Genomic DNA, 19801 nt, shown 5'->3' with positions numbered 1-19801 from the left:
AGAGTTGTACGGCAAAAACCCGGTGCCTAGCAAAAAAGCCGGGAAGGGGATGGCGTTTGGGAGTAAGAGGGTGGCGTGGCAGCAGAGGAAGCGGGGAAAGGAAAAAAACGGTTTTTCTGGAGGTCATGGAGCAACATCCTACAACCGGGGCGGTTTGGAAGGGCGAAACCGTCGATTTAGAACTGGAACGATCCTTGCGCCCCGGATCCTGGGAAGAATTTATCGGGCAGGAGCGGGTGAAAGAAAGGCTCAAGGTGCTGGTAGCTTCCGCTCGGGCCCGGGGGGAACCCATGGAACACTTGCTTTTTTGTGGCCCGGCCGGCGTCGGTAAAACGAGTCTTGCGACTCTTTTGGCCAAGGAAATGGGGGTCAACTTCCGGGCTACTTCGGGGCCGATTTTGGAGCGAGCGGGGGATCTGGCGGGGCTTCTCACCTCGCTGGAACCGGGGGAGATTCTCTTTATAGATGAGATTCACCGGCTGCCCAGAGCGGTGGAAGAATATCTCTACCCTGCGATGGAAGATTTTCGCATTGACATCGTCATTGACCAGGGGCCCAGTGCTCGGAGCGTCCGGCTCACCTTGCCCAAGTTTACTCTGGTGGGGGCCACAACTCGGGTAGGCATGCTTACCGCTCCGCTCCGGAGCCGATTTGGAATGGTCCACCGGCTGGACTATTACCCGGTCGAAGAAATGGCTCGGATCGTACAGCGAGCCGCGGGGATCCTCCAGGTACCCCTTTTGGCCGACGGGGCATGGGAAGTGGCTCGAAGAGCTCGAGGGACACCGAGGATTGCCAATCACCTGGTTCGATGGATCCGTGATTTTGCCCTGGTCAAAGGGCAAGGGAGACCGGTCGACGTCGAGCTTGCCTGCGAGGCTTTAAGCATGCTGGAGATTGATGAGGATGGTCTCGATGACATGGACAAGCGGCTTTTGGAGACGTTGGTGTTCAAATTCCGAGGAGGACCCGTGGGGATCCACTCGCTGGCCGTTGCTCTGGGAGAGGATCCAGGAACTTTGGAAGAGGTTCATGAGCCTTACCTGATCCTTCAAGGCTTTCTCAAAAGAACGCCCCAGGGGAGAGTAGCAACGCCCCGGACCTACGAAAAATTGCGTGTGACCCCCGGGCAATCCTTGCAGGGGGAACTCTGGAAGGAAAGGGAGAAGGAAGACACGTGAAGAGCTATCGCGAGGAACTCTGGTTTGAGATTCCAACTCGGAGGGCGTTGGTCAACATCACCCCCCAGGTGGAGGCAAGCTTACGCCGTAGCGGAATCCAGGAGGGGCTTCTTTTGTGCAATGCGATGCACATTACAGCAAGCGTGTTCATCAACGACGATGAACCTGGTCTTCACCGGGATTTCGAGCGGTGGTTGGAACGGCTGGCTCCGGAAAAGCCTTACTCCCAGTATGAGCATAATGTGGGAGAGGACAATGCCGATGCCCATCTCAAAAGGACCATTATGGGAAGAGAGGTCGTGGTGGCGGTCACTCAAGGTCGGCTGGATCTAGGGCCGTGGGAGCAGATTTTTTACGGCGAGTTCGACGGAAAGAGACGAAAACGCGTGCTCATAAAGATCATTGGGGAGTAGGAAGGGACGCCAAAACATGGCGAGCGAGGGAAAACGTTGGCTTTTTCCTCGTCTCTTTTCTCGTCTTTCTCATGGCGAGCTGCAAGGTAACCCCTCCGCCGCTCTCTTGGGAGAGTTTGGAAAAAGCGATCCAGGAGCGTTTCCCCCACGCAAAAAGCCTTTCTTCCATGGAGCTGGCACGCTGGTTGGAAGATTCCTCGCGCAACCCCCCGGTGTTGGTGGATCTTCGCAGTGTGGAAGAATACGAGGTCAGTCACCTGCGGGGTGCCATTCGAGTTTCCCCTCGGCCCCAGGCCTGGCGCTTGTGGCGCCTGCCCAAGGACCCCGGGCCGATTGTCGCTTACGACTCGGTCGGTTGGCGATCGGCCGCGTTCGTGGAGGAATTGACCAGGTGGGGGGTTGAGCAGGCCTGGTACTTAAAGAGAGGTCTTTTCGGGTGGGTGAACGAGGGAGGAAAGCTTGTGGGAAAAGACGGGCGACCTACCCGCAAGGTCCATCCGGGGGATTCCTACTATGGGCGTCTTCTAGCGCCGGATTTGCGTTCGATCCCTTTGGAGCGGCTGGCCCCACCGATCTATTGAAAAGGGCTCGCTTTTTCTAAGCAAACTTTCTTTGCCTTTTTCTCTCTTGGCGCAAACTCTGGAGAAAAGCCTATCCAATGGGGCTTTGCTTCCCCGTGAGCCTCTGGCTATATAGGTAAAAGGAGCGTAGGCTCCTAGAGACTTTTTGCCCCGGTAGCTCAGTTGGTAGAGCAGGTGACTCTTAATCACTCGGTCCCAGGTTCGAGCCCTGGCCGGGGCAGTCCCTGGTAGCTAGAGGCGTGGTGGTTTGAGGGATCTCCTTCCTCGGAGGGGGCTGGTGGGGGAAAAGTTCCCAAGGGCGCTCTCTGTCGCGGTCCACAAAAGCTAGAAAAGAGGGGGTCTTTTTGACCTCTCCCAGGGGTCCTCGACCTATAGTCAAAAAAGACGAGCCACCGAAAGATTGCCCTTGGGTTCTCGGATCGTTGCAGGGTTGGCAGTCCCGCTTGGATGTGTCGCTCGCTTGCCTAAAAAAGGGGGTAGGGATTAACCCGGTCCGTCGGGCTGGCGAAGGGTTAAGTGGACGGGCCTGCGAACGATAGCCTTTTCCAGAACCAAAGAAAAACGAAAGTCTCCTTCCTTTTTTCCCCAAGTCTAACCCGTATCCCGTCCGTTGGCGACCTCGAAGGGGCCTGGTACAAAACGGCTCCGAAACCCGTCCAAGAAAGGTCAACTGGCCGTGGGTCACCGCTTGCCTAATGGTTGGACCGGGGGGAACCCCGCAAAAAGGGGCAGGCTCCCACTCTCGAAAGGTCGTCCCTCAGGCCGCATTGAGGGGCAGGCCTACGGACAAAACCCTTGGTTATGGATTGTCTTCTTTCTCACCGGGGGGCCGCGCTTGGGAGTCCGTTACCCATCGATTGAGAGCTGCTCCAAAAAACCCTGCCTGAGGTGAAAGACCCAGGGGACAAACCCGGAGCCAACGGAAATGGCTTTTGGCCGGGTTCCACCAATCCTTTCGACACCACCGAGCGACTGGTTCGGGAGTGAACCCAGTCTCTCCTTTTTGGAGCGCCTGTGCTTATGGGTAGGCGGGCAGGAGCGTTTCTCTTTAGGAAACTTTCCCCTGCCTCTTTGACCAGTTCGAAGTGCCAGGTCCTAGGTCCATCATCTGCTGCACCAAAAAACCTCCTGGCCGAAGAGAAAACCTTTTCGACCGGGAGGTAAGCCGAAAGGGGATAGCGATGGAATACGCGGCAGCTCAACTACCTGACTTGGCCTATTGGTTTTGTGTGCGAACCCAACCACGGCGGGAGTTTTTGGCCTGCCGGACCTTGGCAAGACACCGCCCGGAGCTAGAAGTGTTTTGCCCGCGCATCCGGTACCGGAAGACTGTCCGCCGGAGGCTTCTTTCGGTAATCGAGCCCTTATTTCCAGGGTACCTTTTTGCTTGGTTTAACCCAGTGCGACATCTGCGGTTAGTCCTCCACACCCAAGGGGTTGGTAGGGTAGTGTGTTTTGGGGATCGGTATCCAGTAGTTGAGGCGGAGGTCATCGAGGAATTAAAGGCGCACTTCGGCGAGGAGGGGGTGCAGGATGTTGAACTTCTCAAGGAGGGGGACCGCGTCATCGTTCATCACGGAGCCTTGCAGGGCCTTGAGGCGGTCCTTTCGAAGCTGCTCCCCGGTGAAGCGCGTGTCCGTATTCTTATGGAGTTTCTCGGGCGCCAGATGGAGTTAGAACTACCCGTGTCGGCTGTTGCTCCTGCAGAGCCGCAAGCAAGAATCGGGTGGTTGAGGGTACAAAAACAAAAGACGTTGGCTTAAGCGAAAAAAAATGGGATTGCGCTTGACAGAGACGGGGTTTTCCGGTTTTTTGCCGTGCCATGGCATTCTTCATCGTACCTATTTGGATTTTTATCATTATTGGTTTGTGGGCGCTCATGCGGGAGAAGTTCGACTAGGAGAGTTGGCACGCGGCTCCTAGTTCGAGTGCTCCGGCCTGTTTTGTGGCGGGAGGAACGGCCTTCTCGAAGGTCGGTCCATTTTTAGAAATCGGGCTTGTCTTTTCGGGAGGGTGTTAAGATGCCACCCGGCGAAACAGGAGACGTTCTCTCCGGAGCAGGCGCCCGGAGGGATGGCGGCGAACGAGTTCAATTCGTAGCTGCGTCCCGTCGGGGCTGAGTGTCCAAGCCTCCTGGATGTGGAGGCGGATCTTCCTTCCGGAAGGAAGGTCCCGGGTGAGCCAGGAGGAGAGGACCAGTCGACCTTTAGCGCGTCGGGCTTGCGTCTGGAGGAGAGCCCCACGGGGTGTGCGATTTTCGGCTACCCGGCCGTCCAGGTAAAAGGTGTACTTCCAGTGCTGCGCGTGGGTTCCAGTTCCTGTCGTTCGAACCTGGGTCACGCTGGTTCCGGAGTCCTCAATGGTTAGGGTGAGCGCGGGAAGGCTCTTGCCTTTTCTAGTCGGCTGAACTTCCACCAGAACCCAAGTGCCCGAGAAATTGGGAGAACTGCCCGTGCTCTGGGTGGCCTGGGGGTAGACCGTGGGTTGCGGCCAGCCGAGGAGGGGAAGGCAAAGCACAAGAAAGAGTAAAAAGACTTCCTGGCCCCATAAGGACCTGACCCGGGGAAGAAAACGGGGGCGGATCGGGAAGTTGCCAATAGCTTGCGATCCTTTTTCCTCCATACTTTGTTACGATAATGGGAGCAAGTCTATGGGGGAAGCTTTCGTTTCCTCTCTTTTGGGATTTGGGGTCGCCATTGGTCTTTCGGCGCTGGGACTGGGGCTGATTGTTTGGATCGTAGAGCGAGAGGCACGGCGCGCATGACCGCGGATCGGGACCGGGCCGCAAGGAAATGTCCTTTGCCCCCGGTATTGCGAGGGATCCTTGGATGAAGGGAGCCGTACCCAGGGCAAGAGCCGAGATTCATCGGGTCGTTCGGAAAATCTTGGAACCGTTGCTTTCCCAGGGATTGATCACCCGGGCCTTAGATGCTCCCCTTGGGCCGGGGGCCATGGCGCAATGGCTGGTCCAGCGGGGGCTAGAGGTATGGGGGGTGGATCGGGATCTGGCGCAGTCAGACGAAGCTGATCCCAGGATTATCCGGGTCAACGGGGATGTAAACGAGGCTCTTCCTTGTCCGGATGCGTTTTTTGACTTGGTTGTCTCCTTGGAGGGGATCGAACACCTGGAAAACCCCTTTCAATTCTTCCGGGAAGTAGCCCGTGTCACGCGGCCCGGAGGATGGCTCGTCCTTTCCACACCGAATATTTGCAATCTGGAGGAACGGTTAAACTTCCTTTTCCGGGGCTGCTTTTACCGCGTCATTCCGCGGGAAGAACGGGAGCGGTATGGTTCCGGGTTCGATCATCAAAACCTTTTGACTTTTGCGGAGATCAAGCAGCTACTCCTTTGGCATCATTTTCAACCTCTCGGCTGGTATCGAGACGCGCAGAAATGGCGTCAGCTTTTTTGGCTTTGGCCCATCGGACTGGGTGTCTGGCTTTATGGCGTTTGTCAACCCGCGGCCCGGAAGGAGAAGTATGCCCTGTGGGATAGCCTTTCCGGACCGATTCTTTTCGGGGGTAACACGCTCATTGTGCTAGCACGCCGTCAGCAGCCGAAGGCTCAAAGCCAGTAAAGCTCGGTTGTGCGAAAAAGCACAGATAGGGAGAAGTTAATGTTAAGTCTACCGGCCACCCATGCGAAAGTGGTTGCCATGATCGAAGAGTGTTGCCCTCGGCTTGCCGGGAATTACCTGGATATTGGATGTGGGGATGGCCGGCTTGCGAAAGAAATTCTCACGCGTTTCCCCTTGGAAGCCTTTGGGTGCGATCGCAGCCCGGAGCCTCTTGAGGGAATGAAGGTGACGAGGGTTGACCTAAACCGGGAGCCTCTTCCCTATCCCTCGGGGTTTTTTTCTCTGGTTACCTGCACGGAGGTGCTGGAACACCTGGAAAATTACCGCGGTGTGGTGCGAGAAGTGTATCGGGTGCTCGTGCCCGGGGGGCTTGCCCTCTTTTCGACACCCAACGTACTTAACCTTCGTTCCCGGCTTCGTTTTCTATTCTTTGGATTTTGGAACCTTTTTGGCCCTTTACCTTTTTCGGATGAACTTCCGCCGGATACGGATGGCCATATCAGTCCGGTTCCCTGTTTTTACCTTAGCCATGCCCTTTTCCAGGCTGGATTCCGGAACATTCGTATCGCGGTGGATCGCTGGCAAAAAGGGTCTTTAGGTTGGTTTTTCCTCCTTTGTGTTCCAATCGGAGTAGCCTCACGCTTGGCTCTCTGGAGGGAACGCTCCCGGTATAAGACCGTCTCTGCGGAGAACCTCCCCTTCGTCCAGGAACACAACTCTCCGGCTCTGCTTCTGGGTCGCACGCTTGTAGTCGCTGCCCAAAAACCGGAAAATCCTCCGGCAAGCTAGGGCAGGGATAGTTGGCCCTTTTTGGGTTTTTTCTTTCCCCAGCTTCCCGAAAAACTCTTGGGGGCAAACATGGAAAAGCCAGTCAAAGTGGCCATTGTCAGTCGTTACTTCGGAGATTGGGGGGGAGCGGAGCTTTTTGCCTGGCGCCTGGGGGTGGGGCTCCTTGAGGACCCGCGCTGGGAGATTCATGTGGTGGGCTTGCGGCCAGGGCAGCGCACCCAGGGTTTCGTTTTCCATGAGGCTGGCAGGATCCTACCCAGAAGCGGCCCGTGGGGGCAACTTGCGTTTGCAATGCAGGCCAAGCGCTACCTTCAAAAAGGGGCATTTGATCTGGTTCACTCGCATGAGCTTGGCGTGGAGGCGGACGTGGTAAGCTTTGGACTTCCCCGACGCCGGTGGAGGAAAATCGTCGGGAAAGCTCGCTCTTGGGCAACCCCCCAGGACAAGCTGGTCGACCTTCTGGAACGAAAAACGCTTTTTTCGCCCCGGTGCCGCGTCATTCTCTGTCCCTCGGAGCTTGCAGCTGGCGAGCTTCGTACGGAATATCCGGAGCTAGTCCCCAAAATCCGTGTGCTTTGTCCCGGTGTCGAGTTTCGGTCTTTCCAAGTCTTTCCGGAGCGCCAAGAGCTCAAGCAGAAACTTTTTGGCCCTTTGGGGTGGAAACGGGAGGACTTGGTGGCTCTTTTTATCGGCAATAATTTCCGTTTGAAAGGACTGCCCCAAACAGCCGAAGCGGTAGCAAGGCTCCGGGAAAAAGGCTATCCCTTGCGGCTGTGCGTCGTAGGAAGAGGAAATCCAAAGGAGGCGGGGAGTTGCCTCCGAACGCTTCAAAGCCAGCGTGCCGTCTGGTTCTCTGGACCTGTTTCGCAAAGTCTTGCCAGCTCCTACTACGGCGCCAGTGACTTTCTTCTCTTTCCCTCGCGCTGGGAGGCTTTCGGGATGGTGGTACTGGAAGCTCTGGCCTCCGGCCTTCCGGTCGTCGTTGGACCCCACGTTGGGGCAGCGAAACTAGTGGATCCCGGTCGTAACGGTTGGATTCTGGAAGACCCGGAGAGTGTCCAAGAACTGGCTCAGTGCCTGGAAAGACTCTGCAATCCGCTCGAACGGGAACGGATGGGAAAAGAAGCCCGGCAAACGGCAGAGAGGTGCGATTGGCGTTTTCGTGTGAAAGAACTGGTTAGGATTTATGAGGAATGCCTTGGCGTAACCCAAAAAGACTAGGGTGAGTGTGGAAAGAGATTTTTCCATCCTCATTGTTCATTGGAAAACCCGGGATCTTTTGCCCGGTTGCCTCGCGTCGATTGAAAAGCAAACGGGCGTTACCTGGGAAACATGGGTTCTCGATAACGAGGGAGACCCCTGGTTTGGTTTGGGTCTCCAGCAAGCGTTTCCTTGGGCAAAAGTGGTTTCCTTTAGCTCAAATCTCGGGTTTGGTAGGGCCTGCAACCGGGTTTTACCCCTTTGCACGGGACGGCTTCTCTATTTTGTAAATCCCGATACGGTCCTTTTAGGATCGGAGGTCCTTGCGTCCATTCACAAGTTTATGCTGGAAAACCCAAGAGTCGGCATTGCTTCCACTTGCTTGACGGACATGAAAGGCCAGGAACAGCCTGTTGCTTCGCCCCGGTATCCCGGGGAAAAATATGCCGCTCCATTCTCTGACCGGCTCCCCGGGCCGATCGCGATGGTGCTGGGAGCCAGCATGGTGGTCCGGAGAGAGCTTTTCGAGGCGCTCGGGGGGTTTGATGAAGATTTCTTTGTTTACGGGGAAGATTTTGATCTTTGCCTGCGGGCAAGGAAAGAGGGATGGGAAATTGGGGTCGTCCCCAAAGCCCGGGTGCTCCACCGCGGAGGTGGGAGTGAGCGAGACAGAAGCCCAAGGGAGGTATGGGACCGGAAACTTCGAGCCGAATATCTTTTTTACTCCAAACATTACTCGCCTGATGTCATTGCTCGCATTCGCCAGGCCCACCGGTGGAAGGCTGCGTGGGAGCTTTTCCTTCTCGGGATAAGCTGGGGTTTGAGCTGGGGGAGAAAGAAAAGTCGTTGGCAGTGGAGACACGCGAAATATCGAGCGATTTGGCGCTGGGCTCATCGGAAGTTTCCTTCCGGGTAAGCGCGGGTAAGAGGGAAGCTTTTGATAAAGGCCCTTGCGATGGTTTCTATCCCCTACTCCTGTGCGGGGAAAGAAAGGAGAGCCACTGACGGATCTTCTTCTTACGGGTCGGAGGGGATTGGAGGCACTCTTCCTCCAACCGACGGATCCTTTCTCGAACCGGATCGGAAGGATTTTTCTCTAAGGGAAGTGTTTCCTGGGTTGCGAGGATGTGAAGGTCAAAAAGTTCCGCTCCGTAGTAGGAAAGGTTGCGTCGGGTCCACTGCAACGTCTTCCGATCGATACGATATAGCCAAGAGTCGCAAAGCTCAGGCTCTTTCGGCACGTCTTGGGTCCATTGGCCGAGGCTCCGCGAGCGTCTTCTTGCGGCGCTTGCCGCTACATAGATCCACCGATCGCTTATGGCCAAACCGCGAATATACCCTTTGAGCTCAAGGAAAGCCCGGTGTCCCTCCTCGTTCGAAAAGGTGTGCAAGCGCCCTCTTTTGGATTCAAGCCACCATAGAGCTCCTTCAAAGCTGAGAAGCGAGTGAGGATGATAGAGGCCGTCCACGAGGATTTTCAGCCCCTGCACATGGTAAACAAACCCATCCTGTGCGCTATTCCAGCCGGTGTCCGTCCGCTGCCCGAAACAGGAAACGTAGAGCGAGCCTTCATGAAAAGCCGCCGAGTTTAGGTGAACGCGATCAGCGCATGCCCGATCATACTGCCAGAAAAGCGCTTCCGCCGGCTGTCGTCCTTTCCAAAGGATCCGCCATAGGCCATTACAACCGCTATCGCTAATGAGGAAAGAATCTTCCAGGCACAGGATCGAGTGAGGATCGGTAGCTCGCAGAGGCCAATCTTGGATGGGTTCCAAGTCGGCGCGTAATTCCAGTAGCCGGCACCGGCGTGGATCTTGAAGGATGATCCAATAGTGTCCTTGCCAAAAGCCAATCCCTGTGGCTCCGCGGACCCTTTGCAAGGGTTCAGGAAGGGGCACCCAATAAAAGGCTCCAGTCTCATAGTGAAAAACTCCTGCGACAAGTCCAGGGGGTACAGCGTTACAAAAGGTCACAAGCAACCGATCCATAACAAAAGCCCGTTTTCTCCACGGTGTCTGAGGCGGAAACTTTTGAAAACTGCTTTCCCCGGGGGCCTTTCCTTAGCAGTTGCCCGGAGGGTCGCCCGGAAACCGTAACCGCCCTTTTTGGGACAAGCCAAGGCTATCGTTGGTTACGAAAGAATAGGCCCAATGGCAAGACTCTCGTCGGTTCGGGGGAAGGAATTTGTGGCGTTCTCCAAAAGACTTCGAGATGTTGAGCCAGTTCCGGAGGTTCTTTGCTTCTCTTCCCAAGAGGATCGCCTTGTTTTGCTTTCTTCCGGTGGCCTTTTCCTTTAAGGAAGCAAGGGATGAGGGAAAACTTGCGGGCCGGCCTTGCGGCAACCGGAGGGTTTGTGGCTCTCTTGGCATCGATTGCGGTCTTTCGAGTGTTTTCTTTCTCGCTGGACCATGGGGCTCGAAGAGCCCTTTTGTGGGTAGGCTCGCAATCCGACTGTGTGGTCCGGCTCAAGTTCTGGACGGACCCTGCGTGGCTCTCTCCGGCGACTTACTGTGCTGCGTTGCCCGGGGATGGCAAGTTGCATCCGATTCTTTTGGATCTTCCGCTCCTTTCGCCCCGGAAACTTGAGGTAACGATGGCTTTAGACCGGGCGGTTACCTTGTGGCTGGGTGGGGTGATCACTCTGCCAGGGGAAAAGGGAAGCTTTCCCCTGGGCCGCTGGGAAGTGTCCCAGGGAGTCACCACGCAGTGGGATGGTAGCGCGGGCAAGTTTACCGTTGGAAAGGCGCAAGGCCCGGCCCAGGTCTCCGTTTCTTGGGAGATCCAGGGAACCATTCCGCCCAAACCCGTCCCCTGGGTTTCGATCGGATGGTTTCTTTTGGGCGTAGCGTTGCTTCTGGGAAGTGTATTCCTTTGGGCACAGTTAGGCTGGCCCTCAAGTACCTCTCGCAAGGTAGGGCTTGCCGGTGCTTCTTTTGGGCTTTTGCTCGCCGTTGCGGGAGCCAGGGTGTGGATGGTGGAAGACTACGGTTCTTCCCTCCCATTTTGGGATGAGTGGGACGAGCTCGAAGAGTTTTTCCGGCCCTGGTTCCAAGGAGACGGGCTTGCTTGTCTTTTTTTTCCTCACTGCGAGCACAGGCTTCTTACGACTCGGGCGCTTGCGCTTGGGGTAACCTATGCGAACGGGGGGGTGTGGGACCCCAGGATCCAGATGTTCGTCAATGCCTTTCTAGCTGCCGGTCCGCCGGTCATTCTCTTTCTTGGGCTGGTTCAGCAGCTAGCCGGAATGCCTGCTAAGCTGCTCTTGGCCCTGGGGATCGGTAGCATCACGATCCCCCCTTTCTTTGGTTGGGAGGATACGCTTATGGCCTGGCAATCTCAGGTGTTTTTTACCGAGATTTTTTCGCTTCTGGCCATCTGGTTGTGCATCGAACATCCCCCATTTTCCCAGGGCTGGGTTCTGGGGGTTCTTATGGGGGTTTTGGCCTTTTTTTCGATGGCATCGGGAGCGCTCTGGGCTCCCGTGGTTGCCGGTGTCCAACTTTTGGCCCCACCTGAAAGGGAAACCAAAGGAGGCGCCGCACGCCGGCTTTGGGGAAGCCTTTTGCTAGCGGTTGTTTTTCTTCTTTTCTGGATGGCAACCCCCCGTGTGCCGTCCCACCGGGGACTAGAAGCGTCCTCTTTGGCGAGGCTATTGCATTTCTGGGGTGAGGAACTTGCCTTTCCCTATAAAAATAGCCCCTGGCTGGCCGTGCTTCTCTGGGCCCCTTTTGGGATTGAAGCAAGCCGTTTTTTGCTTGCAACGTTCCAAAAGAAAAGGGTCAGGCCTAGCTCTTGCCTTGCGGTGGGTTGGGGGCTCTGGGTGCTCGGAGGGACGCTGGCGATCGCTTGGGGGCGGGGTTCCGGCCAGATCGCTCCCCGCTACCTGGAACTCCCAGCCTTGGGAGCGTGTCTCAATCTTGCACTAGCGATTTCGCTTGTTTTTCCTGCCGCGCGCAGGCCTCGGGAACTCTGGGAAAAAGGGGCAATTGCGCTGGCTAATCTCGCTAGCTTTTTGGTTCTCGCGGGGGTCCTCCTGCGGACCCTGCTAGGACCGCCTGTTGGATTCAAAGAGAGAATCGCCTGGAGGGAGTTAGCTCAAGCTAATCTTTCCCAGGCTCTTGAGCATGGGGATTTTCGTGCGCTCCAGCTTAGGGAGGGACTTGCCATCGGGGCTCCTCGAGCGGAGAGAGTCCGTCGTTGCTTGACCGATCCCCGGATCCAAGCGTTTCTCGTTACCCCCTGGGGATCGGGGATCCCCAGGGGAGCTCTTGCAAAGCTTGGCAAACTGCAAGGAGCCGGAAGATGGGGAGAAGGGATGTTGCTTCTGGGGCTTGCAGGGATTGGCTCCTGGGGACTTGCAAGCTTGCGGGAGGATCGAAAGATAAAAAGCTTCCCTCCAGCGCTTACCGCTTCGCAATAGAAACGCTTTTTGCTTCGCGGCTACCCAGAAAGCAAGCGGTCTTTTCCCATGGGTGGTGAGGGAGAGTCCTTTTTTTCTTGTGGCCTCTGGGACTCTTTCAGAGGTCAGGGGGCAATCGAGGCAGGGTTTGGGCGGTGGAGGCCCCCTTACATTGGCTCCCCGGCAATGGGATCCGGTTGTGAAAGGGATTTTCTTTTATTCTTTAGCCTTCAACCGGAAGTAGAGGGTCGCCACATCGGCATCGCCCAGCAGAGCTAGCTTCTGCCCCCAGCGTTTCCAAGCACGCTGGCGTGCCCAGCTGGATTGGCTTGGGCCAAAGGGTCTTTCTCCCAAGCTAATCCTAAAAGAGGCTTCCCACAGGAGTTCTCCCGGGTCGTAAACCACTTCCACAAGCCGGTAGCCTGCTTCTTGCGCGAGTGCCGTAATCGAACGCACGGTAAAGACGTGCAAGTGCCTCGGTGGGTCAAGCCCGAGCCAGTTAGCGCGGTATTTTCGCCACCCGTAGCTATCGGCCAGGGGAGTTGTGATCAGAAGCCAAGAGCTTTCGTGCAATAGCTTGCGAGCCGTTCCCAAGAGCTTGCGCGGGTCCCCCACGTGCTCGATGACATGATGCAGGGTCACAAGATCGAACGAACCTTGAAGCTCTTCCAGTGTCCCTTTCTTTAGAGTTAGGCCCGGGAGCTGGACCGGGGTCGCCAGAAAAGGATCGGTTCCAGTCAGGCGGGAAAACCCCCAGCTATACATGCGGCGCAAAAGGAGGCCTTCCCCGCAGCCTACATCCAGAATGGCGGAATCCTGGCGAAGCCCAAGCTTGGAAACTTCCCGGAGAAATTGAGGGAAAAGTCGCCCTCGAAAGAGGAGGCTTTTAGCTGGAAAGCTTTTGTGCAAAACAAGCGAAGCTAGCCAGCTTTTGACGGGGGAAGGCCGGGCGTATCTTTCCAGAAGCTCTCTTGGAGGAGCCAGCGAATAGTACTGCGGGGGATAATAGCGGGAAAGGTCCTCGGGGATCCGGCAAATCTGCACGGTTCCACACCGGAGGCACTCAAAATAGGAAAATTCTTCCTGGGTTCCTAGGAGAACTTCGCGCGCAATGATTTCTGGAAGGTCCGCGCGATACGCGCAGATCCGGCAGGTTTTCACGGAGAATCGGAGAATCCAGGCGTTACTCCTCTAGCTCTTTTCTTGACCCTCTTGAAAACGAGCGGGAGGCCGATAGAAAAACCTTTTCCAACACTTCGAGGACTCCTAGCGAGGCTTCACCTGTGGCGATTTCGCCTTGGTAGCGCCGTACCTTTTCCTTGACGGGTTCAATGGCATTGGCAGGGCAGGCAAGATACTCGGCGTAGACGGGTTCCAGCATGGGCAAATCGTTGTAATGGTCCCCGACTGCTAGGGTTCGGGCAGGCGAAGTAGCCGTTTCTCGTTGGATACAAGCAAGCGCCGTCCCTTTGTGGAAAAAACTGTGAGCGAAACGGAACCATCGGGAATTACGGACAACCGAGAGGGACCTCCACCGGCAAATCCGTTCTCGGACAAACCTGTGAATCCGGTCTGCTTCTTCTTCCGAGGTGGCCTCAATTTCAACCGGGGACCAAAGCTGGTCGACGGTAAACCTGGCTCGGCTTTCCATGTGGAGATACCGCAAGAGTTCCCTCCAAAAGGGCCGGGTTCGTTCAAAAAGCTGGTGATGGGCACGCTGGCAGAGCTCATTCCATGACTTATGAGGTTTGGGTTCCCGAGCTTCGATCCTGTATACCTCTCGTTCGCCCAAGACCACCCAATGAGGCCATACCGGCGGGGAAAGTCGCCAAAGCTCATGTGCCAGCCCTTCCCACGTGCGTCCCGTATTGATGACCCAAATGATGTGCTCTTCCTCGACCAAACGGACTAAAACGGCCCAAAGAGAAGGATGGACCCCGCCTCCGCCCAAAAGAGTCCCGTCAAAATCCGTGCACAGCAATTGAATCCCCCTTTTCGGGTGGGTGCGATGGGCCCTCAAGGGACTTAGCTTTGCGGGAGACGGGTTCACGGCCTGCAAGGACCATACACGGCTCAACACGAGGAAGCTAGGCCCAAAAAGAGGGCGGCCCGGCGGGGGACCGGGCCGCTATTGTACGCGCAGAGGAGGAGTGCTGGAGGAGAAAGCGAGGAATAACTCCTAACAGGTTGGACGTGCGAAGGCGAGCGGACGTTCAAAAAAAAGAATAACCGGGGAGAAGGGAAAGAGCCATAAGCCGAATTCTGTTCCCGGCGAAGGCCCCTCCCCGGAAGACCCTTGCCGGGTGCCATCATTTCTCTACCTGGCCTCTTACGGAAGATCCTTCGGAGGCCGAGGTCCGGGAAAGACACTTCCCGGTGCGGCCCAACCCGGGGCTGGCCGGGAAACATTCCCGGCCGGGCAAGGCAACCCTTGGCCCCTGTTTGGCCTTGCACCGCGCGGGGTTTGTCGTGCCCCGTCCGTTACCGGAACGGGCGGTGGGCTCTTACCCCACCTTTTCACCCTTGCCTCAAGGCTCCCCCGAAGGGAAACCTTGAGGCGGTTTGTTTTCTGTGACACTTTCCGTCCTGCCCCCTTTTAAAGGGCAGTCCCCCCGTTTCCGAGGGCGCGCTGCCTTGAGGTGTTCGGACTTTCCTCCCGGGCTCTTTGAAGCCTGGGCGATGGCCGGCTCTTCCCTCTGGGAATAAGGTAATGGGACTTAGACCGTAGGGCAAAAGAAGACCGAAACTCCGGAAGCCCAAGGGGTGGGAAGTTCCTCTTTTTTTAGCGTTCGAAAAAAAATCGTTTTTTTCGTTGACGCGGCCTTGGCTTTTTTGCGTAATGCAAACCAAGCATGAATGGGCGGTCTTAGGGAAAATGGGAGTAGGCCCCTATACAAAAACAGGGGCGCGCCCGAGAGTGGGTAAGGAGAGAGGAGAGAAAAAAGATCCAAAGGTCAGAGGAGGGTCAAGATGATAGAAAAGAAAAAAATACGATGGTTGGCGGTGGGGCTAGCCCCGGTCGTGGCTTTGGCTGTGCCCCGTTTGGTACTTGCGGGGGAGGAAGGTCCCTCAAAAGAAGTGAAAGAAGTCACCCATGAGGAAGCCTTCACCCCTAAGGAAGGACTGTATCTTGGGCTCCAGGGTGGGGCAGCTTTTCATGAGTCGGACAACTCTCATGTGACAGCGACGAACGCCAATGGACCGTGGGATGTTTCGGTTCCTGCGGGCGGTCCGTTCTTTAACAAGGACGTTTTTCCTGGTGGTCCCAACTGGCTGGACGGTAACCTCGGGGGCGACACTGGAGGGGTGGGGGGCCTAAAGCTAGGGTACGAGTGGGCCGGCACGCAGATTGGGAGCGACCCGCACTGGAGGATCAAACCCGCGATCGAGTTTGATGGATACTGGTTGGGTCACGACTATGGTTCGGCTCTCATGGGCCCTCTGCACCAGGGGGCGACGTTGTTCGGTAAAGGGCCCGGGCCAAATTTTGGGGATGTGCTTGTGCCGCCGGGTTCCGTGCAAGCGCTCAATCTTGGCGGCTGGAGTAATAATTTTGACATTGGGATCCTTGCGATTAATGGGATCCTCAAGTTTGAAACTCCGTGGGTGACCCCCTACATCGGGGCTGGTGCAGCCGCGGCCATCGTGGCCAGCAATGGTGGAGGTGTCATCCAGCAGTTTGGTCCGACCAATAACCTGGGTGGTGCAGGGCTAACTTTTGCGACAGCCGGTGGGAATAACGAGGTGCAGCTAGCTCCGGCGGTTCAGGGAATTGCGGGCTTGGAGCTTGATTTAGATAAATTTAGCTCAAGCCTTGCCCACTGGTCGATCTTCGCAGAGTACAAGTTCCTGGTGATTGGGGAAACAGACTTTACCCATCCGACAGTGTCACCTGTGCCGACGGTTGTATCCTTGGGAGGCGGAGCTTCGCAGGTTTTCCCTGCGGTTTCCGACACCAAGGTGAAACTTGACTCCATTATGGAGCATATTGTGGTCGGAGGAATTAAGTACACCTTCTAAGGAAAAAACCCACTTCATTCGGTTATGAAAAAAGCCGGGCAAGTTACTTGCCCGGCTTTTTTTTACGCCCAAACTCCGGGCATTGGATGCGTCTCTTCGGGGAAAGTTATTCCGCATAGAGGAGCTAGAACTGGACGACTCCCGTTCTCTCTCTAAGCCGGTGAGAGCCAGTAGTAAGCCCCAAAAGAAAGGGTAATCGCCGAAAAAAAAGCTTCTCAAACGGAAGCGTTGGTACCCAAATCCAGGCTAGGCAAAAGGCAAGACCCCAATCCCATCGGAAGCGTCTTTCGTGGGCGCGCCGGAGTTACCCCAAGCAAAGAAAGGTGATCCAGTCCTATCCCACGTAAACGGATACAAAGTCTCGATGCGGCGGTTAAGCCCGCCCGGAGGCTCCCAAGCGATTGCCCCCTCCCTGGGGGCTTGGCTGCGCAAGGCCCAAGTGACGAGGCCCTCTCGCCAGTGGGTTACCTGGGCTATCCAAGTACGCCATAGAGAACTCAAATGAGGACTCCAGGGAAACCGCAGGATCTTGAGCTTTTTTCCTCTATCCTGGGAAAAGAATAAGAGAAGAAACGCCTGGTTTCCGATCGAAAGGAGGGGCCCCCAAAAAAGCCGCAAGCCTTGCCTTGACAAGCTCCCGGGCCGGTTTACCTCGGACCCGCGGAAAAAAACCTTTCCCACAAGAAAAAGAAACTGGCACCGCTTTTTTTGCCGAACGGGTCGGCCAGGGGACCAATAGGCATCCGGGCGGTTCCGAGCACGGAAAAAAACAGAAGATTGGGTTTAGATTCTTGTGAGCTTGCCTTTGCAAGAGTTCTTTCCCGGTTTTTTGGAAAAGCCAGGTTCGGCTTGTATGGTCTATCCCTGCTTTACGGGCCCCGTTCTTTGTCAACCGGCCTCCTCGTTTGAGGAAAATTGCTTCGCATGTTCAACACCCAGTCTTGCCATGTCTCGAAGGAATTTGCAGGGCGTTCGAAAACTTCGAGAAAGAGCGTGGCAAGATCCATTAATGGTGAAACGACCCCACCCTGTCCCCGAGAAAAGGGTAAACCAGCCTGCGCTGGTTCTTAGGAAAAAAGGTCGGGATGGAAGGTCTTAAGTCTCAGGGACGCGGAAAAGTGTAAAGGAAGACCAATGCATCCTTGCGCGTCCAGCCCACCTCGCGGTTGATCAGCCGCACTTGTTGCCAGCCTAAAAATTCCTTTTGACCAATCCCAAGATTTCCCGCAACGACCAGGCGAGTTTCCTCCACCGCGTCTGTCGGGAGAGTGCGGAGTCTTGTGTCTTTCACAAAAAGAGCGACGTTAGGATCCCCCAACGGACCATAGGCAACCAGAGCACTGAGGGAGACCAAACCCAACGCCAGTGCCGTCCCTGCCCCAAGGGAAGCAAGTCGCTTGCAGGGCGTCCAGGGGCAAAGCCGGTAGCGGCCTAACATCCAGGGGAAAAACGAAAGGGAAAGCAGGGTGAAGGCTCCCGTCCAAAGAAGTTCCCATTCGGCAAAGGAAGCGATAAACGGAAAGCGCCAGGGTTGACTTAGTTGGACGATCCGTGGGTCGGCAACCCCTACCTTTTGAAGGGCAAGTTTCAAGTTCCACCGGGGTTCGTCTTTGCGGGGAGCAAGGAGTACGGCAGAGGCAAAGTGAGCCATTGCTTCCGGCCAGCGGCCTACCTGGCTAAGAGCAAGCCCTAGGTTATTCCGGAGCTTCCAATCAGTCGGCCGCTCGGAAAGAGCCGATGTCCATCCCTGGATCGCAGAAGAAAAGTTCCCCTGGCGAAGTTCCCAGAGTGGTTCGGGCCACACGGCTTCCCAAGGCATTCCCACAAAAAGCCAGAGAAGGGGAAAGAAATACCGCAGCCGAAGCCGGCTTCCAAGAAGGAGAACGCTGGGTCGTTGGGACCACGGAGCTTTCTGGAGAGCTTCCCGTGCGCGCACGGGCCAGTCGGGGGGAAGGGTGCCCTCCTGGCTATAGAGAAAACGCTCGGTTTCTGAAAGGAGTTGTAACCAGGTCTCTTGGGCTTGGCCTCGGATCCCATGGCGCTCCAAAGCCTCTTTCCAATCTTGGAAACTTGGTTCGGCCTTTGATAATCCCAAAAGAAAAGCGACTTTCCTTGTCCACTGCCGGACCCATTGCCGTTTTTCGTTTTCTAGCAAGATTTGCGGCTCCTCGAGGAGCTTCTCTAGGGAGCGTGCCTCCCAATGGCGTGCCCAAAGGGGGTCTGTTTTGCGGGCTTCTCTGCAGGCAAAAAAAATCCAGGCTACGCAAAGCGTTCCCGCGACAAGAGCTCCGGGCAAAAGGGTCCAAACCAAGGGGAACGGAGCCCACCCGAGTGATTCTCCCTCTAGCTCGGGACGCAAAAGGTTCGGTGGGGTAGCGATCCCCACAATGGGACCTTGAGACTGGGTCCCTTTCCATGGCCCAAAAAAGATCCCGTTGGGTCCCGCTTGAGTCATGGGGCTCGGGAGGACACGCAAAAAGATCGGTTCGGTTCGGAGGGTTTGAAAAGAACCCTGGACCGGGTCGAAGTACGTAAAGACCACCGGCGCAAGCTGGTAGTTGCCTGGCTGGCTAGGGATAAGAACGACTTCTTCCAAAAGACTGCCTTGGAAAAGAGAGCTTCCAGCTAGCTGCCTCCGGGGTCGTGGTTCGACCACACGCATTCCCGCAGGCACAGTCCTGGGGGGTAATCCCCAGCGCTCGGGCCAGTTGCCCACTCCTGCGACCTCCAACGTCCAGCTAACCGGCTCTCCCACACGCACCTCCGAGGGTTCGATCCGTGACACGAGCCGGAATTGACCGACCGCTCGGCTAAACCCTTTTGGGGCAGGGGGAAGCGGCTTTACTTCCAAGGTCAGCGTGTTGGAACTGGTCGAAAGGCTCTGGTAACTCGGAGGAGCAAAATACCCGCTCCCCGCTCGGGCTTCTATCTCGACGCGGACCTCTTGAAAAACGGAGGGCAATTGGAGTTTGCCCGGTTGGGTGGCCAGGGCATTTGTTTGGTAGCGGAAAGCGCGTTTCCCTTCCTCCTGCCAGTACAGGACCCCTGCTTTTTTCCATCCTTCGATAACGAGATCCTCCGGGGACCATTCCGGGGGACCGGCCGGCTCAAAAATGGTCCCTTGTTTGCCCACCAGCTCGTATTCAATCGGAAAAGGTTCTCCCACCCATACCGAAGTAGTAGGAACGATCAAGACCGAGCGCACGGGTTCCGTGTCGGAAGGAAAGGAGGAGAGGTTTGCCTCGGGTGGGGCTACCCAGACGGCCAGTTTCGGTACCAAGACAGGACCTTGGTCTGTGGGCACCTCAAAGGGCGGGATCTGGTAGGTTCCAGGGTCCCGGGCCAGAGCGCTAAAAAGAAAGCGCGTTTTCGGAAACTGGTGGGATCGTGCAAACTGACTGGAGGACCGAACGTGCAGCTTCCGTAACGAAAGGCCTGCCACCTTAGGGGGCTGAGGAGCGGCTTGAGGAATGCATTCCTCAAACACAAGTTCGATCTCAAAAGAAACTCCCGCTTGCACAGGATCCGGGGGCAAGACCCAATAGGCCAGTTGCCCGTAACTCGCCACCGGGGTCAGGACCCAATAGCTCCCAAGGATCCAGAGCAAATGCCGCAACGTCTTCACGGACAACGAAACTCT

General features: G+C 56.3%; 17 protein-coding genes, 1 tRNA gene and 1 other RNA gene. 13 read left to right on the top strand and 6 right to left on the bottom strand.

Features of this window, described 5'->3' with window-relative positions; genetic code table 11:
* Positions 1-125 precede the first annotated feature (125 nt).
* The 6 genes from ruvB to KK925_RS00360 all read left to right on the top strand — a co-directional run bounded on the left by ruvB (position 126) and on the right by KK925_RS00360 (position 4098).
* Positions 126-1181, top strand: coding sequence for a Holliday junction branch migration DNA helicase RuvB (ruvB, locus tag KK925_RS00385; protein ID WP_174581624.1), 1056 nt, complete (start codon positions 126-128; stop codon positions 1179-1181).
* The gene (locus tag KK925_RS00380; RefSeq protein ID WP_174581623.1) at positions 1178-1594 is read left to right on the top strand and encodes a secondary thiamine-phosphate synthase enzyme YjbQ; all 417 of its coding nucleotides are present in this window, start codon (positions 1178-1180) and stop codon (positions 1592-1594) included. The genes ruvB and KK925_RS00380 overlap by 4 nt, the downstream gene beginning before the upstream one ends.
* 116 nt (positions 1595-1710) lie before the next feature.
* The gene (locus KK925_RS00375; RefSeq protein WP_174581622.1) at positions 1711-2175 is read left to right on the top strand and encodes a rhodanese-like domain-containing protein; all 465 of its coding nucleotides are present in this window, start codon (positions 1711-1713) and stop codon (positions 2173-2175) included.
* Positions 2176-2322: 147 nt separating this feature from the next.
* Positions 2323-2395: transfer RNA gene (locus KK925_RS00370), tRNA-Lys, on the top strand.
* Positions 2396-3356: 961 nt separating this feature from the next.
* Positions 3357-3938: a transcription termination/antitermination protein NusG gene (gene nusG / locus KK925_RS00365; protein ID WP_174581621.1), complete on the top strand. Its 582-nt coding sequence runs from the start codon at positions 3357-3359 to the stop codon at positions 3936-3938.
* A gap of 10 nt (positions 3939-3948) precedes the next feature.
* On the top strand, positions 3949-4098 hold the full coding sequence (locus KK925_RS00360; protein WP_174581620.1) for a hypothetical protein: 150 nt from the start codon (positions 3949-3951) through the stop codon (positions 4096-4098).
* 93 nt (positions 4099-4191) lie between these two features.
* Here KK925_RS00360 and KK925_RS00355 read toward each other — a convergent pair whose 3' ends face one another.
* Positions 4192-4797 carry a hypothetical protein gene (locus tag KK925_RS00355; protein ID WP_174581619.1) on the bottom strand — a complete coding sequence of 202 codons (606 nt, stop codon included), beginning with the start codon at positions 4795-4797 and terminating at the stop codon, positions 4192-4194.
* A gap of 206 nt (positions 4798-5003) precedes the next feature.
* On the opposite strand from KK925_RS00355, the gene KK925_RS00350 reads away from it, so the two are divergent.
* The 4 genes from KK925_RS00350 to KK925_RS00335 are packed head-to-tail and all read left to right on the top strand — an operon-like array spanning position 5004 to position 8658.
* A complete protein-coding gene (locus KK925_RS00350; protein WP_174581618.1) occupies positions 5004-5753 on the top strand; it encodes a class I SAM-dependent methyltransferase in 750 nt (249 codons plus the stop codon).
* A 39-nt stretch (positions 5754-5792) separates the two neighbouring features.
* Positions 5793-6542: a class I SAM-dependent methyltransferase gene (locus tag KK925_RS00345; RefSeq protein WP_174581617.1), complete on the top strand. Its 750-nt coding sequence runs from the start codon at positions 5793-5795 to the stop codon at positions 6540-6542.
* A gap of 21 nt (positions 6543-6563) precedes the next feature.
* A complete protein-coding gene (locus KK925_RS00340) occupies positions 6564-7763 on the top strand; it encodes a glycosyltransferase family 4 protein (RefSeq protein WP_214096169.1) in 1200 nt (399 codons plus the stop codon).
* A gap of 1 nt (position 7764) precedes the next feature.
* Positions 7765-8658: a glycosyltransferase family 2 protein gene (locus KK925_RS00335; RefSeq protein ID WP_174581615.1), complete on the top strand. Its 894-nt coding sequence runs from the start codon at positions 7765-7767 to the stop codon at positions 8656-8658.
* A gap of 46 nt (positions 8659-8704) precedes the next feature.
* Here KK925_RS00335 and KK925_RS00330 read toward each other — a convergent pair whose 3' ends face one another.
* A complete protein-coding gene (locus tag KK925_RS00330; protein ID WP_174581614.1) occupies positions 8705-9730 on the bottom strand; it encodes a DUF4915 domain-containing protein in 1026 nt (341 codons plus the stop codon).
* Positions 9731-9892: 162 nt separating this feature from the next.
* Here KK925_RS00330 and KK925_RS00325 point away from each other — a divergent pair, with 162 nt between their 5' ends.
* Entirely contained in the window at positions 9893-10039 is a 147-nt protein-coding gene (locus KK925_RS00325) for a hypothetical protein (protein WP_174581613.1), read from the top strand.
* A gap of 11 nt (positions 10040-10050) precedes the next feature.
* Entirely contained in the window at positions 10051-12162 is a 2112-nt protein-coding gene (locus KK925_RS00320) for a hypothetical protein (RefSeq protein WP_174581612.1), read from the top strand.
* A 195-nt stretch (positions 12163-12357) separates the two neighbouring features.
* Here the strand turns inward: KK925_RS00320 and KK925_RS00315 are convergent, their stop codons facing one another.
* From KK925_RS00315 to rnpB, 3 genes are all read right to left on the bottom strand, one after another.
* A complete protein-coding gene (locus tag KK925_RS00315; protein ID WP_174581611.1) occupies positions 12358-13302 on the bottom strand; it encodes a class I SAM-dependent methyltransferase in 945 nt (314 codons plus the stop codon).
* A gap of 22 nt (positions 13303-13324) precedes the next feature.
* Complete coding sequence (locus KK925_RS00310) at positions 13325-14161, bottom strand: HAD family hydrolase (RefSeq protein WP_214096168.1); 837 nt, start codon at positions 14159-14161, stop codon at positions 13325-13327.
* A 215-nt stretch (positions 14162-14376) separates the two neighbouring features.
* Positions 14377-14837, bottom strand: an RNA gene (rnpB, locus tag KK925_RS00305) — RNase P RNA component class A.
* Positions 14838-15111: 274 nt separating this feature from the next.
* On the opposite strand from rnpB, the gene KK925_RS00300 reads away from it, so the two are divergent.
* Complete coding sequence (locus KK925_RS00300) at positions 15112-16161, top strand: hypothetical protein (RefSeq protein WP_174581609.1); 1050 nt, start codon at positions 15112-15114, stop codon at positions 16159-16161.
* A 1102-nt stretch (positions 16162-17263) separates the two neighbouring features.
* On the opposite strand, the gene KK925_RS00295 is transcribed toward KK925_RS00300, so the two are convergent.
* Positions 17264-19786, bottom strand: coding sequence for a BatD family protein (locus KK925_RS00295; protein ID WP_174581608.1), 2523 nt, complete (start codon positions 19784-19786; stop codon positions 17264-17266).
* Positions 19787-19801 lie beyond the last annotated feature (15 nt).

It is taken from the genome of Candidatus Methylacidithermus pantelleriae (genome assembly GCF_905250085.1).
Taxonomy (GTDB): domain Bacteria; phylum Verrucomicrobiota; class Verrucomicrobiia; order Methylacidiphilales; family Methylacidiphilaceae; genus Methylacidithermus; species Methylacidithermus pantelleriae.
This window is presented reverse-complemented; position numbering and strand designations above follow the sequence as displayed.

Excerpts from the sequence above, each read along its gene's own strand:
- ruvB (WP_174581624.1), top strand. The coding sequence starts at position 126 with ATGGAGCAACATCCTACAACCGGGGCGGTTTGGAAGGGCGAAACCGTC.
- nusG (WP_174581621.1), top strand. The coding sequence starts at position 3,357 with ATGGAATACGCGGCAGCTCAACTACCTGACTTGGCCTATTGGTTTTGT.
- KK925_RS00360 (WP_174581620.1), top strand. The coding sequence starts at position 3,949 with ATGGGATTGCGCTTGACAGAGACGGGGTTTTCCGGTTTTTTGCCGTGC.
- KK925_RS00355 (WP_174581619.1), bottom strand. The coding sequence starts at position 4,797 with ATGGAGGAAAAAGGATCGCAAGCTATTGGCAACTTCCCGATCCGCCCC.
- KK925_RS00350 (WP_174581618.1), top strand. The coding sequence starts at position 5,004 with ATGAAGGGAGCCGTACCCAGGGCAAGAGCCGAGATTCATCGGGTCGTT.
- KK925_RS00345 (WP_174581617.1), top strand. The coding sequence starts at position 5,793 with ATGTTAAGTCTACCGGCCACCCATGCGAAAGTGGTTGCCATGATCGAA.
- KK925_RS00330 (WP_174581614.1), bottom strand. The coding sequence starts at position 9,730 with ATGGATCGGTTGCTTGTGACCTTTTGTAACGCTGTACCCCCTGGACTT.
- KK925_RS00325 (WP_174581613.1), top strand. The coding sequence starts at position 9,893 with ATGGCAAGACTCTCGTCGGTTCGGGGGAAGGAATTTGTGGCGTTCTCC.
- KK925_RS00320 (WP_174581612.1), top strand. The coding sequence starts at position 10,051 with ATGAGGGAAAACTTGCGGGCCGGCCTTGCGGCAACCGGAGGGTTTGTG.
- KK925_RS00300 (WP_174581609.1), top strand. The coding sequence starts at position 15,112 with ATGATAGAAAAGAAAAAAATACGATGGTTGGCGGTGGGGCTAGCCCCG.